This is a genomic window from Streptomyces sp. NPDC048277, assembly GCF_040652235.1.
GTDB lineage: Bacteria > Actinomycetota > Actinomycetes > Streptomycetales > Streptomycetaceae > Streptomyces.
The window spans coordinates 40,570-57,712 of sequence record NZ_JBEZLQ010000003.1 but is presented as its reverse complement, the minus strand read 5'-3'; the positions used below and the strand labels follow the sequence as shown (position 1 = coordinate 57,712).

15 protein-coding genes are annotated in these 17,143 nt (G+C 69.7%); 12 read left to right on the top strand and 3 right to left on the bottom strand.

Going from position 1 to position 17,143, the window contains the following annotated elements; translation table 11 throughout:
* Nucleotides 1-6: 6 nt before the first annotated feature.
* From AB0D85_RS08070 to AB0D85_RS08060, 3 genes are read left to right on the top strand one after another with little or no spacing between them, the layout of a single operon-like run.
* Nucleotides 7-762 (top strand): arylamine N-acetyltransferase, encoded by a 756-nt coding sequence (locus tag AB0D85_RS08070; protein ID WP_362315395.1) that lies wholly within the window; start codon nucleotides 7-9, stop codon nucleotides 760-762.
* Nucleotides 762-1,988 carry an LLM class flavin-dependent oxidoreductase gene (locus AB0D85_RS08065; RefSeq protein WP_362315392.1) on the top strand — a complete coding sequence of 409 codons (1,227 nt, stop codon included), beginning with the start codon at nucleotides 762-764 and terminating at the stop codon, nucleotides 1,986-1,988. The genes AB0D85_RS08070 and AB0D85_RS08065 overlap by 1 nt, the downstream gene beginning before the upstream one ends.
* Nucleotides 1,989-1,998: 10 nt before the next feature.
* A complete protein-coding gene (locus tag AB0D85_RS08060; RefSeq protein WP_362316587.1) occupies nucleotides 1,999-2,880 on the top strand; it encodes an ROK family protein in 882 nt (293 codons plus the stop codon).
* 21 nt (nucleotides 2,881-2,901) lie between these two features.
* Here the strand turns inward: AB0D85_RS08060 and AB0D85_RS08055 are convergent, their stop codons facing one another.
* On the bottom strand, nucleotides 2,902-3,987 hold the full coding sequence (locus tag AB0D85_RS08055) for a cytochrome P450 (RefSeq protein WP_362315389.1): 1,086 nt from the start codon (nucleotides 3,985-3,987) through the stop codon (nucleotides 2,902-2,904).
* Between the two features lie 241 nt (nucleotides 3,988-4,228).
* Here AB0D85_RS08055 and ccrA point away from each other — a divergent pair, with 241 nt between their 5' ends.
* The 8 genes from ccrA to AB0D85_RS08015 all read left to right on the top strand — a co-directional run bounded on the left by ccrA (nucleotide 4,229) and on the right by AB0D85_RS08015 (nucleotide 13,425).
* Complete coding sequence (ccrA, locus tag AB0D85_RS08050) at nucleotides 4,229-5,593, top strand: crotonyl-CoA carboxylase/reductase (protein WP_362316584.1); 1,365 nt, start codon at nucleotides 4,229-4,231, stop codon at nucleotides 5,591-5,593.
* Between the two features lie 3 nt (nucleotides 5,594-5,596).
* Nucleotides 5,597-6,598, top strand: a complete 1,002-nt coding sequence (locus AB0D85_RS08045; RefSeq protein WP_362315386.1) for a ketoacyl-ACP synthase III — start codon at nucleotides 5,597-5,599, stop codon at nucleotides 6,596-6,598.
* Nucleotides 6,595-7,455: a 3-hydroxybutyryl-CoA dehydrogenase gene (locus AB0D85_RS08040; RefSeq protein WP_362315383.1), complete on the top strand. Its 861-nt coding sequence runs from the start codon at nucleotides 6,595-6,597 to the stop codon at nucleotides 7,453-7,455. The genes AB0D85_RS08045 and AB0D85_RS08040 overlap by 4 nt, the downstream gene beginning before the upstream one ends.
* 764 nt (nucleotides 7,456-8,219) lie before the next feature.
* Entirely contained in the window at nucleotides 8,220-11,018 is a 2,799-nt protein-coding gene (locus AB0D85_RS08035; protein ID WP_362315380.1) for an AAA family ATPase, read from the top strand.
* Nucleotides 11,011-11,640, top strand: coding sequence for a malonic semialdehyde reductase (locus tag AB0D85_RS08030; protein ID WP_362315377.1), 630 nt, complete (start codon nucleotides 11,011-11,013; stop codon nucleotides 11,638-11,640). The genes AB0D85_RS08035 and AB0D85_RS08030 overlap by 8 nt, the downstream gene beginning before the upstream one ends.
* 97 nt (nucleotides 11,641-11,737) lie before the next feature.
* Nucleotides 11,738-12,457, top strand: coding sequence for a hypothetical protein (locus AB0D85_RS08025; protein ID WP_362315375.1), 720 nt, complete (start codon nucleotides 11,738-11,740; stop codon nucleotides 12,455-12,457).
* 45 nt (nucleotides 12,458-12,502) lie between these two features.
* Nucleotides 12,503-13,048: an AAA family ATPase gene (locus AB0D85_RS08020; RefSeq protein ID WP_362315372.1), complete on the top strand. Its 546-nt coding sequence runs from the start codon at nucleotides 12,503-12,505 to the stop codon at nucleotides 13,046-13,048.
* A 38-nt stretch (nucleotides 13,049-13,086) separates the two neighbouring features.
* Nucleotides 13,087-13,425: a hypothetical protein gene (locus AB0D85_RS08015; RefSeq protein ID WP_362315369.1), complete on the top strand. Its 339-nt coding sequence runs from the start codon at nucleotides 13,087-13,089 to the stop codon at nucleotides 13,423-13,425.
* Between the two features lie 49 nt (nucleotides 13,426-13,474).
* Here the strand turns inward: AB0D85_RS08015 and AB0D85_RS08010 are convergent, their stop codons facing one another.
* Complete coding sequence (locus AB0D85_RS08010) at nucleotides 13,475-14,305, bottom strand: YwqG family protein (RefSeq protein ID WP_362315367.1); 831 nt, start codon at nucleotides 14,303-14,305, stop codon at nucleotides 13,475-13,477.
* A gap of 249 nt (nucleotides 14,306-14,554) precedes the next feature.
* Here AB0D85_RS08010 and AB0D85_RS08005 point away from each other — a divergent pair, with 249 nt between their 5' ends.
* Complete coding sequence (locus tag AB0D85_RS08005) at nucleotides 14,555-15,361, top strand: hypothetical protein (RefSeq protein ID WP_362315364.1); 807 nt, start codon at nucleotides 14,555-14,557, stop codon at nucleotides 15,359-15,361.
* Nucleotides 15,362-15,847: 486 nt separating this feature from the next.
* On the opposite strand, the gene AB0D85_RS08000 is transcribed toward AB0D85_RS08005, so the two are convergent.
* Nucleotides 15,848-16,759 carry a YHYH protein gene (locus AB0D85_RS08000; RefSeq protein ID WP_362315361.1) on the bottom strand — a complete coding sequence of 304 codons (912 nt, stop codon included), beginning with the start codon at nucleotides 16,757-16,759 and terminating at the stop codon, nucleotides 15,848-15,850.
* Nucleotides 16,760-17,143: the final 384 nt, after the last annotated feature.

Below are 17,143 nucleotides of genomic sequence, written 5' to 3'. Positions count from 1 at the left end.
CCGACCGTGTTCACGGTGGACAAGTACCTGGAATACCTCGGCTACGCGCAGCGGCCGGCGCCGACCCTCCAGACGCTGCGGGACGTGCACCGCCGGCACCTGAGCCGGGTGCAGTACGACACCCTGCACGCGCTGCGGCTCGATCCGGACAACATGGCCGACATGGACCTGGACGACACGTTCGACAACGTCGTGCTCGGCGAGCAGGGCGGTATGTGTCTCCAGCTCAACACGCTGTTCGACCGGCTGCTGACCGGTCTCGGCTTCCGGGCGACGGTGGTGGCCGGCGGGACCTGGATCCCCGGCAACGTGTTCTACCCGGACCCTGAGCACATGCTGATGCTGGTCGACGTCGACGGCGCGCAGTGGCTGGCCGACGTCGGCCATGCGGGTGTGAGCTTCGTGGAGCCGCTGCGGTTCGCCCCCGGTGTGCAGGTGCAGGACGGCTGCGAGTTCCAGCTGTTGCGGCAGGACGGCTACCACGTGCTGCAGACCCGCACCAAGGGCAAGGACTGGCGGATGACGTTCCGGTTCACCACGCGGCCGCGCACCCCGAAGGACTGGGACGGCGTCGGCGAGGGCCAGGGTCCCGGCGTGCTCGCCTCGGTGCGCCGCCGGCGCCGGGCCGTGCCCGGCGGCCAGGTCACGCTCACCAAGAACCTGTTCACCGTCGTCGAGGACGGCGTCGAACAGACCAGGCTGCTGCGCGACCCGGCGGACGAGCGGCACGTCATCGACACCTACTGGGAGGGCCGCGCGTAATGAGGTTCGGTCTGCTGTACGGCCTGCAACTGCCCCGGCCCTGGGGCCCGGACGCGGAGAGCCGGCTCTACCACGAGGTCCTGGACCAGATCGAGCTGGCCGACCGGCTCGGCTTCGACAACGTCTGGTGTCCCGAGCACCACTTCCTTGAGGAGTACTCGCACCTGAGCGCGTCCGAGGTGTTCCTGGGGGCGGTCAGCCAGCGCACCCGGACCATCCGGATCGGGCACGCGGTGATGCTGATGCCGCCGGCGTTCAACCCGACCGCCCGGGTGGCCGAACGGATCGCCACGCTGGACGTGCTGTCCGGCGGACGGGTCGAGTTCGGCACCGGGGAGTCCACCACGCCGACCGAGCTGCTGGGCTTCGGTATCGAGCGGGCCACGAAGCGGGACCAGTGGGCGGAGGCGGTGGACGCGGCCGCCCGGATGTTCGTGGAGGAGCCGTTCGCTGGCTACGACGGCGCGTACGTGTCGATGCCGATCCGCAATGTGCTGCCCAAACCGGTGCAGCGGCCGCACCCGCCGATGTGGATGGCCTGCGGCAACCGGGACGCCATCCGGCTGGCCGCCAACCGGGGCCTGGGCGCGCTGAACTTCTCCTTCTTCGGGCCGGCCGAGACCCGCAAGTGGGTGGACGCCTACTACGCCGGCATCGAGTCCGAGGACTGCGTGCCGGCCGGGTTCGCGGTCAACCCGCAGATCGCCGCGACCATCCCGATGATGTGCCACCGCGACGAGGCCACCGCGGTGGAACGCGCCGTGGACGGCATCCAGTTCTTCAATTTCGGGCTCGGCTACTACGGCGGCTTCGGCAGCCCCGCACCCGGTCACACCAATGTGTGGGAGGTCTTCCAGCGGGAGCGGGCCGGACGCGGCATGGACCGGGCCGCCTTCGGCAAGCTCGGCGGCCCCCTGGGGAATCCGGCGCGCGGCGCCATCGGCACCCCGGAGCAGATCCGCGACCTGCTGCGCCAGCACGAGGAGGCCGGCCTGGACCAGGCGATCTTCCTGGTGCAGGGCGGCGGGATGCGGCACGAGGACGTGTGCGAGTCGCTGGAACTGTTCGCCGCCGAGGTGATGCCGGAGTTCAAGGAACGGCACGACAAAACGGAGCGGCGGAAAATGGAGCGCCTGCGGCCGGCCGTCGACGCCGCGCTGGCCCGGCGCGCGCCGGCCCGGACCGCCGACCCGGGCTACCGGGTGCTGCCGCGCAGTAAGCACTGAGGAGGACGGCATCTACCTGGGCATCGACATCGGCGGCAGCAAGGTCGCGCTGCGGGCCGAGCTGACCGACGGCACCGTGCGGGAGACGGCATTCCGGTGGACCGCGACCTCCCGCGGTGTCGACGACGTACACGAATTGAGGGCAGAGGTCGCCGTCATGACGGCCAATCAGGCTGCGTTGCAGGGAGTCGGCATCGCACTGCCGGCCACGGTGGACACCGACGGCATCGTGACGGCATGGCCCAACCGGCCGTGGTGGATCGGGCTGGACCTGCGCTCGCTGCTCTCCGACCTGTTTCCGGCGACCGGTGCCCGCTTCGGCGACGACGGCGACCTGGCCGCGGTCGCCGAAGCGGCGGCCGTCGGCGTGCGCGACGTCGTCTACGTCGGGGTGGGCACGGGAATCGGCGGCGGCATCGTGCTGGACGGCCGGTCCTGCCCCGGCCTGGGCCGCGGCTCGTGCGAACTCGGGCACATCGTGGTCGACCGCGCGGGACCGCCGTGCGTGTGCGGCCGGCGGGGCTGCCTGCAGGCAGAAGCGTCCGGTCCGGCGGTACTGCGGGCCGCCGGCCGGACGCTGGGAACGAAGGTGACCTACGACGAACTGGCGCGCGGGTGGGCCGCCGGTGCGCCGTGGGCGGGTGCGGCGATCGGCCACGCCGCCACCGTGCTGGCCACGGCGCTGGTCAGCGTGGCCGAACTGGTCCGGCCCGAGCTTCTCGTGGTCGGTGGTGGCTTCGCGGCCGGCCTGCCGGGCTTTGTCACCGGTGTCGCCGACCGGGTGTCGGAGCTGGCTCGTCCCGGCCATCCGACCCCGCCGGTCCGCCCGGCCGTGCTGGGCGGGCTGTCCTCGCTGCACGGCGCCGTGCTGGCCGCCAGGGGGCTGGCCTGACGGCGCCGTGGGAACGACGGCTCAGGCGGGCGGCGAGAACCGCACCGGCAGCTCGGACAGCGAACGCTGGAACGGGTTGGCGTTGCGGCCCACCTCGTCGGCCGGCTTGGCCAGCTCGATGTCCGGGAACCGCCGGAACAGCGTGTTGATGGCGATCTCGCCCTCCACCCGGGCCAGCGGGGCGCCGACGCAGAAGTGGATGCCGTACCCGAACTGGACGTGCATGGCCGAGTCGCGGGTGAGGTCCAGTTCCGTGCCGTCGACGTAGCGGCCCGGGTCGGTGTTGGCAGCCTCCAGATCGAGCAGCACCTGGTCACCGGGGTGCATGTCGGCTCCGCCGATGGCGAAGTCCACGTTGACGAAGCGCACGTTGAACTGGCCGGGACCGTCGTGCCGCAGCAACTCGTCCACCCCGCGCAGGTCGATCTCCGGGCGCTCGCGCAGTTCCGCGGCCACCTCCGGCCGGGACAGCAGCGAGTGGAGGGCGTTGCCGATGAACCCGCTGGTCAGCTCGTAGCCGGCGATCACCAGCGCCCGGCAGCCGGCCACCAACTCGCGTTCGCTGAGGCGCTCCTCGTCGCTGGCCGCGACCAGGTCGCTGACCAGGTCGTTGCCGGGGGAGCGGCGTTTCTGCTCGGTCAGGTCCGCCATGTAGTCCCACAGCTCCGCGGCCGCGGTCTGGGAAGCGGCGATCGCGTCCGGGTCGAAGCCGGCGGCCAGCATCGCCTGAGCCTGGTGGTGGATCTGCTCCCGGTCGCTGGTCGGGATGCCCAGCAGCTCGCAGATCACCAGCAGCGGCAGCGGCACGGCCAGCGTCTGCACCAGGTCGGCACTGCCGTCGGCGGCGACCTCGTCCAGCAGTGAGTCGGTGATCTCCTGGATCCGCGGCCGCAGCTGGTCCACCCGGCGTATGTTGAACACCTTGGTCAGCGGCTGGCGCAGCCGGGTGTGCGTCGGCGGGTTGCTGCCGATCACGGTGTCCTCGAACAGTCCGCTCAGCGGCGAGGCCAGCCCGTGCTCGGCGGCGAAGGCCGCGGGCGGGCTCAGCGCCGGATTCGACAGGCATTCCCGCACCTCGTCGTATCGCGACACCAGCCATACCGGCATTCCGTTCAGACTGACCCGTCTCGGCGGAACGTGCCGATTCCGTTCCGCTGCAATGGACTGTGGATCGAAGATCGGAAAATGCTCGCTCTGAATTTCGGTCACGGCGTGATGCTAGCAACGGGATACCAGGAAAATTGGTGTTCCGCGGTGCAGTGAGGGGGTCTCCAGCGGGTGGATAGGGGGTTGTTCCGACGGCGCCCGCCAGAGCAGTGTTGGCCTGTTGACAACCCCTGATATGAGGATGGTGGCAGTGGGCTCGCTAACGGACGCGCTGGCCGACGCCGTGTCAGCGGAGGAGATCGAACGTGCCGATCTGCCCGCGGAATTCCGGGCCGTACACGTCTGCGCCGAGGACGAGGCAATGTTCTCGGGTCTTTCGGACAAGGACGTCCGAAAGTCTCTCCGCGTCGGATCGGTTGCGATGCCGGAATTGGCGCCCGACGAGGTACTCATCGCCGTGATGGCGAGTTCCGTCAACTACAACACCGTGTGGTCGGCACAGTTCGAACCGGTGTCGCCTTTTCGATTCCTGGAGAAGTTCGGCCGCAAGGGCGGATGGGCCGGCCGGCACGACCTGCCCTACCAGGTGCTCGGCTCGGACGCGGCCGGCGTGGTGGTCCGGGTCGGCTCCGGCGTGCGCCGCTGGCGGATCGGCGACCACGTCGTGGTCAGCGCCGCCTACGTGGACGAGCAGGATCCCGGCACGCACTCGGACGGCATGATCGGCGAGGAGCAGCTCGCCTGGGGCTACGAGACGAACTTCGGCGGCATGGCCGACTACACCGTGGCCCGCGCCAGCCAGCTCATCCCGAAGCCGCCGCACCTGACCTGGGAGGAGGCGGCGTCCAACACCGCGTGCGCGAGCACCGCGTACCGGATGCTGGTCGGGGAGCGCGGCGCGCGGATGAAGCAGGGCGACGTGGTACTGGTCTGGGGCGCGGCAGGCGGCCTCGGCAGCTACGGCGTCCAACTGGTGCGCAACGGCGGCGGCGTGCCGGTCGCCGTGGTCAGCTCCGCCCGAAAGGCCGACGCCGTGCGCCGACTGGGCTGCGACATCATCATCGACCGCAACGAGATCGGCCTGACCGACGACCCCACCGACGACCCGGACGAGGTGATCCGGATCGGCAAGCGGCTGGGCGCGATCGTCCGCGAGCGCACCGGCCGGGACCCCGACATCGTCTTCGAGCACATCGGCCGGGCGACCTTCGGCGTCTCGGTGTTCGTGGTGCGCCGCGGCGGTGTGGTGGTCACCTGCGGCTCCTCCACCGGCTACCAGCACGTGTTCGACAACCGCTACCTGTGGATGAAGCTCAAGCGGGTGGTCGGCAGCCACGTGGCCAACCTCCAGGAGGCCTGGGACTGCAACCGGCTGTTCGAGCTGGGCGCGATCGTGCCGACGATGTCCGCGGTCTTCCCGATGGACGAGGTCGGCGAGGCGGTCCGGGTGGTGCAGCACAACCGGCACGTCGGCAAGATCGCGCTGCTGTGCCTGGCCGACCGGCCGGGGCTCGGCGTCACGGATCCCGAGCTGCGCGCCCGGGTCGGCGGCGACGACCGGCTCAACCCGTTGCGCGGCATGACGGCCGTCGTGGAAGGTGAGTAGACGATGACCTCTGCCATCGGCATCCTCGGCACCGGGGCGTACCTGCCCGCCCGCGAAGTCGGCAACGACGAACTCGCCGCCCTGATCCCGGACACCACCGCAGAATGGATCCTCCGCAAGACCGCCATCCGCAGCCGGCGCTACGCCGCCCCGGACGAGGCCGCCTCGGATCTTGCCGCCGCTGCCGCGCGGGCCGCACTCGCGGACGCCGGCCTCACCGCCGACCGGGTGGACCACATCATCGTCTGCACGTCCACCGGCGACTACCCACTGCCACCCACCGCGAGCGTCGTGCAACAGCTGATCGGCGCGGACTCGGCCGCCTGCTTCGACCTCAACGCGGTCTGCGCCGGCTTCGTCTACGGCCTCGAAGTGGCCCGGGGCCTGATCACCGCACGCCCCGGCGCACACGTCCTGCTGATCGGTGCGGACGTCTACTCCCGCTTCCTGGACTTCAGTGACCGCCGCTCCGCCGTACTGCTCGGCGACGGGGCCGGCGCGGTGGTCCTGGGCGCCGTCACGGACGGACACGGCATCCTCGGCATCGACCTGAGCACCCGCGGCGACGCACAGGACCTTCTCCGCATACCCGCGGGCGGCAGCCGATCGCCGGCGTCGCCCGAGTCGATCGCCACAGGCGGCCACTTTCTGCGCATGCAGGGCCGTGCGGTCCGCGAGTTCGTGCTGGAGAACATCCCGCCCAGTGTGGACAAACTGCTCGCCAACGCCGGCGTGAGCGCCGAGGAGATCGACTGCTTCGTACCGCACCAGGCCAACGGCGTACTCATCCAGGAGCTGGCGGCGCGCTGCGGGCTGGCCGGCACACCACTGGTCCAGGTGGTCGAGCAGTACGGCAACATCGGTTCCGCCTCCGTGCCGATCGGCCTGGACCACGCTGTCCGCGAGGGCACCGTCGAACCGGGCGGCCTGGTGCTGCTGTCGGCGTTCGGGTCCGGCATGTCGGTGGGCAACGGCCTGCTGCGCTGGGGCGGTGGCCCCGCGTGACCGTGATCGAACGGGTGGGCGTGGTCGGCACCGGCGCGATGGGCGGCGGACTCGTGGACGTCTGCGCCCTGGCCGGCCTGGACGTGCGGGTGGTGGCATCGTGCCTGGCCAGCGCCGAGCGCGCCGAGCGCCGGCTGGCGGAATCGATGGACCGCCAGTGGACCAAGGGGCGGATAGGCGAAGTCGAGCGGGACGCGGCCGTGGCCCGGGTGTCGTTCGGCACCGACCTGAAGTCGTTGGAGGACCGTCAGTTCGTACTGGAGTCGATCAGCGAGTCGCTGCCGGCGAAGCAGGACGTGTTCCGGGTGCTGGACGCGGTGGTCGAGGACCCGGAGGCCGTGCTGGCGTCGAACACCTCGTCCATCCCGATCATGAGCCTGGGCAGCGTCACCCGCGACCCGGCCCGAGTGGTCGGCACCCACTTCTTCAACCCGGTGACGAAGATGCCGCTGGTCGAGATCGTCGGCTCGCTGTGCACCTCGGCGGCCACCTGCGACCGGGCCGAGTCGTTCGTCACCGGGACCCTCGGCAAGCAGGTGATCCGGGTCAAGGACCGGCCCGGCTTCGCCGTCAACGCGCTGCTGGTGCCGTTCCTGTTCAACGCCGTGCGGATGCTGGACGCGGGGGGCATCGGCGCCGAGGACGTGGACCGGGGCATGACGCTGGGCTGCGGCCACCCCATGGGGCCGCTCGCGCTGCTGGACCTGATCGGCCTGGACGTGATCGTCGCCGTCGGCGAGGCGATGTACGCGCAGTCGAAGGACCCGGCCTGCGCACCGCCGCCCCTGTTGCTGCGCATGGTCGAGTGCGGCCTGACCGGGCGCAAGCGCGGTCGCGGCTTCCACTCCTACCCCTGAGGTACGCATGCCGCGATGAACCATGCCGCCCGCACCGGGCGGCCCCTGTCACGTTGTCCACCGGCAAGGGAGTTCGCTTGGGGGGAAGTTCCCCCTGACCTCGCACAGCGGGCGGCTGCGCTGCGAGGGCGAGGTCTTGCGTTGCCAAGGCCCTGGTACCGCATGGGGTGACCTGCCCCTGGACGGGATCCTTGCGCAGCCGGGTGCGGTTGTCCTCGACCTCGATGAAGCGGAAGAGGCAGACGCGGGCGGCCTGGAGCGCGCGACGCAGCCCTCCTTCGGCGCCGCGCCTCCTGGGATTCGGCCGCGTCGGCCATCGCGATGAGTTCCCCGGCGCCGTCGACTCACCAGTAGGGCGGGCGAACTGCCCGACACCTCGCCGGTCTTCGAGAACTTCCCTGCCCAGGGCGGCAGGACCGCCGACGAGAACCACCTGCGCTCGTCCACGTCCGCACCGACGCGCAACCTCACGCCTTTGATGACGGCCGTCGCGGATGACCGGGCGACGCCCTCGCTGCCCCTTTGACCACTCAACTCGGCTGTGCACGCATCAACCCGGCATCCCCGCGCACTCTCCCGGACCTCGATCAGGGATGCCTGGAGCGTTCAGCCGCCTCCTGTTGACCATCGCACCCGACGTGCACGCACATGAACACAGGAGTGCCTTTATGGACATTGCCGCGATGGGAATCGTGTGATCCGCTTGATCTTGAGGAGGCGTGATGCGTATGGCGGTAGGACGAGCTTGTGGCACAGAACAAGCGGTGACGACGGCCCAGCATATCGACGACGCCATCGACGAACTCGTCGAACGGGAGAAGGCGGCGACCGCGCTCGACGCGGCGCTGCGCCGGTCGAGCGAGGGCCGGGTCCGGATGGTCTTGGTGGAGGGTGCGATCGGAACAGGCAAGAGTGCGGTCGTCTGGCGCTTCTTGGAGAAGGCGGAGTCCGAGGGGGTCTTAGCCTTCGGTGTCCATATCCATCCGGATGAGCGCACGTTGACCGTTGGCATACTGGATCGACTGTTTCGCAACGTGGCGGTTCCGAATCTCTTCAGAACCGCCGTCGGCCGTAGACTCCTGGCACTGCGTGAAGGCATCGGCCAAGCCGATGGCTCGGCACTGATCAGACAACTGTGCGAGCTGGCCGCAGATCTGGTCGACCTGGCCGAATCCGTGCCGGTTCTGCTCGTCATCGACGACATCCATCACCTCGACACCGACTCACTGAACGCCCTGCTGCACCTGCTGCCCACCGCGAGCGCCGGCCGTGTCCTCGTGGTGCTGACCGCCGACGAGAGCCGGCATCCGCTCGGCTGGCGGATGCCCACCGGCCTGCTGATGCGGCCCAACCTCCAGCGGGTGGTGCTGAACCGCCTCAGCGAGGACGGCGTGCGCCTCGCCACCGCCCGCCGGTTGGGTGAAGCCGCGGCGGATTCCCTCCCGGCCGACCTCTTGGCGCTCAGCGCGGGGAACCCGCTGGTGCTGGAGTATCTCGTCCGGGCATACGAGGCCACCGGCACCGGCTACCCGCAGGGATACGCCCAGGCGTTCGTGGAGTGCCTGCGCCGCTGTCCACCGGAGACCGTCGAGGCGGTCCGGGCGCTGGCGGTGCTCGGCGGGCAGGCGACAGCGGAGCGGGTGGCCGAACTGGCCGCCGTCGACCGCGTGGACATGAACCTGCTGCCGTTGACGAACGCGGGCCTGCTCGATCTGCAGGCGTTCCGGCATCCCTCGGCCGCCCGGGCGGTGCTCTGCGACATGCCGACCGGGGTCCGCGCGGGCCTGCACCGGCGGGCGGCGCTGCTGCTGCATGACGAAGGGGCGCCGGCGCTGGACGTGGCACGCCAGTTGATCCAGGCGGACGAGCACGAACTGCCCTGGTCCGCGGGGCTCCTGCTCGACGCGGCCAGCGAGGCGCTCGCCCTCAACCGGGTATGGCTCGCCCTGGAATGTGTGAAGATGGCCAGCCGCGCCGAACACGATCCGGTGGCGCGCGCTGCCGTCGAGGCCCGGCTCAGCCGCCTGGAGTGGCAGCTCAAGCCCCTCGCCGCCGCCCGGCACGTGGAGTCGCAGCTGAAGGACAGCACAGCCGGCTGGTCGAGCCCACGTGACACCCTCGATCTGGCCTGGCGAGCGGCGTGGTTCGGGCAGATCGACGCCATCGAACCGCTGTTGTCCACGGTCGGCCGGACGCCGGACGACGGCGACCTGAACGATCTTGTGAACTGGCTGGCGTTCACCTTTCCCCAGCACACATTCGAGCGTAGGACGGCGACGTCACCGCCCTCCTCGGTCCTCGCGGAGCCGTGGCTGCACTCGGCGTCGAGCCTGGCCAAAGGCCTGGTCGGCGGGCCCGCCGACCAGGGCGTGGCCGATGCCGAACTGGTGCTCCAGTCCCTGGCGCTCGACCACGACTCCCTGTGGAGCGGGGAAACCGCGGCGCTGGCACTGCTCACACTGGTCTACACCGACCACCTCGAAGCCGCCGTCACGCACGCCGACCGGCTGCTGAACGAGGCACGTGACGCCGAAATGCCCACGTGGCACGCGGTGTTCATGGCCATCCGGGCCGAAGCCCTGTTCCGGCAGGGCAACCTGCCCGGGGCGTTCGGTCAGGCGGTCACGGCGCTCGCGGAGATCCCGGTCCAGGGCTGGGGCATCCTGGTGGGGCTACCGGTCGGCTGCGCGGTCCACGCGGCGGTTCGCATGGGCGACTTGGCCGCCGCGAAGCGCCTGCTCGGCTTGCCCGTGCCGGAGAGCGCGCTGCGCAGCCGCTACGGACTGCACTTCTTGCACGCGCGTGGGCACTACCGGTTGGCCGTCGGGCTGCCGCAGGCCGCGCTGGCGGACTTCCTCGCCTGCGGCAGCCTGGCGGAAGGATGGGGAGCCCACGACGCCGGCGTGGTGCCCTGGCGGACCAGCGCTGCCGAGGCGTGGTCCCGGCACGGCAACCCGGAGCAGGCGCGGCGGCTGCTGCGCGACCAGCTGGCGATGCTGCCACCGAGCAGCGGCCGCGCTCGTGGACAGGCCATGCGGATGCTCGCGCGCGTCTCCCGGGACACCCGGCGACCGCAGCTGCTCACCGACGCCGTCGACGTGCTCAAGGACTGTGGCGACAAGTACGAGTTGGCGCGCGCGTTGACGGACCTCAGTGTCGCCCTCCGCCAATCGGGCGACCAGCTCAAGGCCCGCCGTACCGCGCGGCGCGCCCTGCATTTCGCCGAGGCCGCCGGTGCGCAGCCGCTGTGCGACGAGGCCAGCCTGTACGACCAGGAAGCCAAGACGGTCGAACTGGCCCGCGCCGAGGAGGAGAAACTGTCCCTGCTGACCGGGCAGGAACTCCGGGTCGCCGCGCTCGCCGTCGAGGGCGACACCAATCTCGAGATCGCCGCGAAGCTCTACATCACGCCCAGCACCGTCGAACAGCACCTCACCCGGATCTTCCGCAAACTCAACGTGAAGCGCCGGGACGAGCTGCCCTGCCAGCTCGACACCTGGTCGGCCGCACGGCGCCGACTGACTCACCACTCACACAAGGGAAAAGACGAATACCGTGACTGAGACCACCTCGACTTCCGCAGACCTCTCGCACCTCTACGAGTTGTCGCCCGAGGGAAGGCGGCTGTTGTTCACCGACGCCAGGACCGGGTACGAATTCAGCTCCGAACCGGTGTCCGACGAGCGCCTGCGGGCCGTGTACGAGCTGGTCAAGTGGGCGCCCACTTCGGCCAACATCAACCCGATGCGCGTGCTCTACGTGCGCACGCCGGAGGGCAAGGAGCGGCTGCTGAACTGCGTCGCCAAGCCCAACCAGGACCAGACCGCGTCCGCACCGGTCACCGCCGTGATCGCGGTGGACACCCAGTACCCGGAGTTCGTGCCCGAGCTTGCGCCGTCCAATCCGAACTTCCGGTCCATGCTGGAGGCCAACGACGAACTGCGGATCAGCCACGGCGACTTCAACGCCAACCTGCAGGCCGGCTACTTCATTCTCGCGGTCCGTGCCACCGGGCTGGTCGCCGGTCCGATGAAGGGCTTCAACGCGGAGGCGGTGGACAAGGAGTTCTTCGACGACAGCCGCTGGCGCTCGATCCTCCTGGTGAACATCGGCTACCCGACCGAGGGTTCATTCCGTGAGCGACTGCCGAGGCTCACGTTCGAGCAGGCGGTACGGATGGCCTGAGCCACCCGCTGCCGCGACGGCCCGGCCACTCCATCGACGCGATGGCCGGGCCGTCCGGCAGCGGCGGGGAACCGCGCAGCATGGGGATACTGGTCCGGTGAGCAATGCCATGGCTGAATACGAAGCGGTTGTCGAGGAGTTGAAGCGAAGGGTCTACCTGGGCCTGCGTGAGGACAATCTCGACCCGCAGCAGGTCGTCGCCCTCGCCTGCGAACTGCTGGACTGGTTCCACAGCACCGACGCCATTCTGGAGGTCGTTGAACGGAATCCGGCCGAGGTGCCGCCGGCGGAGATGACAGCCCTGGCCTCGCGCATCCTGGAGGACGTGGGTTTCCAGCCGGGCTTCGATCTCGCCCCCGAGCGTTTGAGGACGTTGCGCGACGCGCTGCGGATCGTAGCCCGCGATCTGCCCACGCGTGGGATCAAGGGCGAACCGGAGATCGAGTTGCTGGATGACTGGTTCCCGGCGGGAGCCGGTGTCCGCCTCGCCGACGGTGAGAGGCTCAACTGGGCCGGCCCCGTCCTGCCGAGCATGTGCGACGACCCGGCCACGGCACTCACCAGTCTGACGATCATGATCCAGGAGAGTCTGCTCGAACGGACGTGGCGGGTCTGGCCGGTGTGTCCCCGACATGACCTCGGCGTCCACGGCTCGGAGCGGGAGCGGGAGGCTGTGTGGTGGTGCGCGGGCGACGACGGACACGTGCTGGCGTCGGTGGGTGAACTCGCACGTGCTCTGGGCCGCCGTCGCGCCAAGCAGGGGTGTCGGCAGGGGAGTTCGTTTCGAACGGCCACAGTCGTCCGGGCGTCTGCGTAGATGGCGTCCTGGAATGGCCCGGTTCTGTCACCGGCGGTCGGTAGCGTGGTCGGCGTGAGGGTGGGCAGCGAAGAAACCCGGCTGGTCGTGCTGCGCGGCAACAGCGCCTCGGGGAAGTCGTCCGTCGCGGCCGGTCTGCGCGAGCGGTTCGGCCGGGGCCTGGCCGTCGTCGGCCAGGACAACCTCCGCCGTATCGTGCTACGAGAACGGGACCGGCCCGGCGCCGCGAACATCGGCCTGATCGGACTGACCGCCCGCTACGCCCTGGACGCCGGTTTTCACGTGGTCGTCGAAGGCATCCTCTACGCCGACCGCTACGGCGACATGCTCACCGAGCTGTGCGCCGACCACCGCGGCCCGACTCACGGCTACTACCTGGACGTCCCGTTCGGGGAGACCCTCGCCCGGCACGCCACCAAGCCGATCGCCGACGACGTGAGCGAGGCGCAGCTGCGCGACTGGTACCGGGCACGGGATCTGCTGCCCGGCGGCACTGAGACCGTCATCGGCGCCGACAGCGCTCTGCATGAGACCGTCGACCGCATCATGCTCGACACCGGCCTTGCCCATCTGCCCGCCGTGGACCGCTGACCGAAGTACCAGTGCGTCGCGCGGACCCGGTGCGGCCAGTGATCATCCGTGGCGCGACCCCTGTGCTCACTGAGCGGGTCGTGGTGTGCTTCGGCCGCACCGCATGCGAGAGCTCATGGCCGAACGGCCCGCGGCCGCCACTATTGCCCGCCCGGATCGAGGAAACCGCCGAGCGTTTCCAGTCCGCTTGCCTCACGCCGGACTTCCCGCCCTACACCACCACCGGCGTGACCGGCAGCGAGATGGGCAGCATGCTGAAAAGCGCCATCGTGCATGCAGTCGGTATCGCGGGCGTCAGGGAACGCGGCGACAACGCGACGGGTGGACGAGGACGGTTGGTGGTGCGGTCGTTACGGGGTCTTGGCGGCGGGGCCTGAACCGGGCGGCTGGAAATGCCGGCAGAGCGTCACGAGTGAGGGGCAGCGGCTAGCACTGTACGGTGAGTCGGGCCTGGTCGAAGCGTTGGGCCGCGAGGTCCTCGGGGCGGATGAGCCAGTAGAGAGTGCCTTCTTCGCCCCATGCCATTTTCGCGTCGCTGTCACTGTCGAACTGGGCGAGCAGGGCCCAGCGTTCGGCTTCCTGGTCAAGGGGTTGGTCGCCCCAGGAATGGTTGCCGGCGAGGGTCGCGTTCGCGATGTCGTACTCCACGGGTCCTTGGACGGGCACGGCATGGCCGCCGATCTGGTGGCCGATCCGGGTGCGCAGGCGTCCGAAGGCTCGGAGGAAGGGCTTGAGCTCGGCTGGTGTCTGGCGGAGGTGAGGCCAGTGCCGGGTGTCGCCGAGCAGGGCTTGGCGGGCCTGGCGCAACCACAGGTCAGGGGCGCTCTGCCCGATGCCCGCGGTCAGCTCCACGCGAGGGAACGCCTCCAGCTCCGGCGGCGCGTCGGCCGGGAAGACGGGCGTGTCCTCCGAGACGTACAGCACCTGGGCCCCGGCCAGGGCCTCGGGGGCATCGGCCTGGCCGTCAGCAAAGAAGAAGAGCAGGGTTCCCTTCTTCGGGAACTGCTCGGCGAGCCCTTCGCGGGGTAGTGCGGCACAGTGCACTGAAGCGACGAACGACAGTGGCCCGTGTCCGGGCCACTCGGGCCAGCCGACCCCTGAAGGGAGTTCCGGGACCCCGCCGAGAACGGCGACGGTCTGCTCGCCGTCCACCGCCCGGCGAAGACGTATGCACGGACGCAGAAGCGCTGTCCAGCGCTGGGCAAGGTCCCCGGGAAGGTGCTCGGCGGCAAGCCGGGCGTACTGCTCATCAGCCATGTAGTGCATCATCTCTGCTCCTGAGGGGGCTGCGGCGACTCGCGTCAGTTCTCCCTGTACGTAGCCCGTGAACGGCTGAGACATCCGAAACGCCTGATCACATCTGCCAACATCGTGACCGCAGCGCACACGAGACATCGAGTACGGGCGCTGCGCAGCTCACCGCCGCCCCTCCCCACGACGACGACTTTCGGCCGGCCCCTCCCGGGGCCAGGACTTGGCCAATGTTCCCGGGAAGGCAAGCCCCCCATGGCAACAGAACAAGTCAGCCCTGCCACAAGTCCAGGCTTACGGCCTGCCACCAGTCCAGTCCGTGTTGCGGCCATCGCCGCCGCACTGCTCGTCTCCGGCTGCTCTGCAAACCTTGGCAGCGGCGGCGCAGAGGTGCAGGTGACCCCGCCGGTCACCGGATACGGCGGATTGCTGGGCCTGCCGCTGTCCTCCTACGGCACTTCCGAGCAGGACGACGGCGTGCTGTTCCAGGCGCGCAAGGCGTTGGTGGTCCGCTGTGTGAAAGCTCGCGGAGACACAAGCTATTCAGGCCAGAACATGAACCGGGTCGTCGCGAAAACGGAAAAGGAAAGGGAAGCTGTCCACCCGTTTGGCGCCTGGGGGTACATCGGCCGCGCCACCGCGAAGCGCTTCGGATTTCACCCCGGAATGACGCTCCCCACCGGTAAGAGCCCGACCGGCAAGACCACGAAAGACTTCAAAGCCTGTTTGGGGAAGGCGGACCAGCAGCTGCCGTCTCCGACCGGTACCGAGGGCTGGAAGCTCAGCCAGGATCTGTTCGCCCAGTCGTTGCAGCAAGCGGGCCGCGACAGCCGAGTCGGTGCCGCACGCAAACGCTGGTCCGCCTGCATGACCAGGGCCGGTCACCCGGCCGTTGACCCCGAGAAGCTGGCTTCCGGCCCCTGGAAGACGGCGAAACCGACCGGCGAGGAGACCGCTGCGGCCACCTCCGCCGAGTCCAAGGCCCCGAACGACTACCAGAAACAGGTCCGGAAACTGACCGGCCAGGCAGCACAGCTTCTGACCGTGTCTCCCACGACTTGAACCCGATCCGCACCCCCCACCCCGGACGGCACCGGTTCCTCCGTGCTGACCGGGGCGAACACCGACACGACAAGAAGGGGAACCCCAATGCTCCGTGCCCTCAAGCAAGCGGCCGTGACCGCGGCGGCTGCCGCCACCCTGATCGTCGGCCTCCCCGCGGCGCCCGCCTAGGCTCGCACAGATGTCACATGGAGTCGGCCACAGTCTGTCGTCTCCATGCCGGGCCCATGTAGTGCGGTGGGCATTGGCCGACCATGATGTTGTGCCCGCAGCGCGGGATCGGGACGACGCTCACCCCGGCGTCGGTCAGTGCGTCGGCGCTCGGGAGCGGGCCGTCGGCCACCGGGGTTGGGCGGCGTCCGTGTCTTCCCGCGGAAGGCGGGCATGCCGATGACGCCGGATCACGGCGCCGACGGCTGCGGAACGGATCCTGCCCGTAGAACACCGCGCGCAGGCCCCTGATCGTGTCCCGCACGGCCGCCGGGGTCAGTGGCTCCAGTCGTGACCGTGCGGATCCCCGGGGACCGTCACCGGCGTACCCCGGAAGCAGCCGATCGAGTACGGGTACTCGCCGTTGAGGTGGTAGTGGTACATGACGACCTTCCTGCCGTCCCACATGATCGCGTGGGTGTGACCGTGGCAGACGTCGAGGTCCTTGTTGCTGACGATCTGTCCGTCCTCGCCGCGCGGCCCGTAGATCCCGAAGCCGTCGATGGCGTATCCCACGAGCGGGGAGTGCCGGGATCGAACCTCGTTCACGGGCCCGCGGGACGCCGCCTTGCCGAAGCAGGTCTGTGAGGGGCCGTGGTAGTGGTACTGCGTCTCGTAGGGGTGGCCCCAGCAACGGTCGAGGGGGAGAGCCGCGTTGGGGTCGACCGGACGGTCCTCCGCGTCGGTGGCCACTTCCAGGTGAAAGGTGCCGCCCGCCAGAGCCATCCCCGTCGTCAGCTGGCCGATGCATGAGGGCTCGGCCGCGACGGCCGGATAGCGCGGGACGGTGACGTCGAGCTGCCACGGCTTGATGGGGATCGCGGCGGCATTGGGGTACCCGGGTGAGGGGATCTCCGCGTAGTACTTGTAGGCCGGGGTGCCCTTCTGGACGGGGAAGCGCCCGGTGGCGTGTGCCGGGAGGCCGTTGCCCGCGAAGTGCCTCTCGGTCTGCGTCGTCGTCACCCGCAGCACCTTGTGCCAGTGCATGACCCCCGACACGAAGGGGCGTTTGAGTACGTCGATCACGCCGTGCGCATCGATCCAGGGGCGGTCCGGCCGGGTGAGGGTGCCCCCTCGGCAGGCGTAGAGGGTGTCGCGCGCGGGCGAGGCGATCGACGTGCCGGTGGGAGGCGTGCGCAGGCGTGTGATCAGGGTGCCGTCTCCGTCTGCCCCACCGCGTACGTCCACGGCCGCCGCCCGCTCTGGATAAGGCCCGGCTACGGCCGCGGAGCCGGCCGGGGCCATTGCCGGGCCAAGAAGCGCGCAGGCGGCGCTTGCCACCGTGGCAGCGGATCTGAGTACGCCGATCATGAACATTCCCAGCTCAACAAGGACACCATCTCACCCCACCACGCACACACGACGTTGTCACCCTGACACGAACGGGCAACCGAGTGATTCCCCGCGGACTGTGACGATGGGTGAGACGGGCTGTGAGGGAGCACGTGACACCGTCGGCTTCCTCCGCCGTATTCATCCTGCTCCCAGTGTCAGCCTTGTTTCACATTTCCGTCTTCTCGGTGGCCAACTCGGTGCAACAGGCACGCTCGACAACGAGGCGACCTGCGGCAG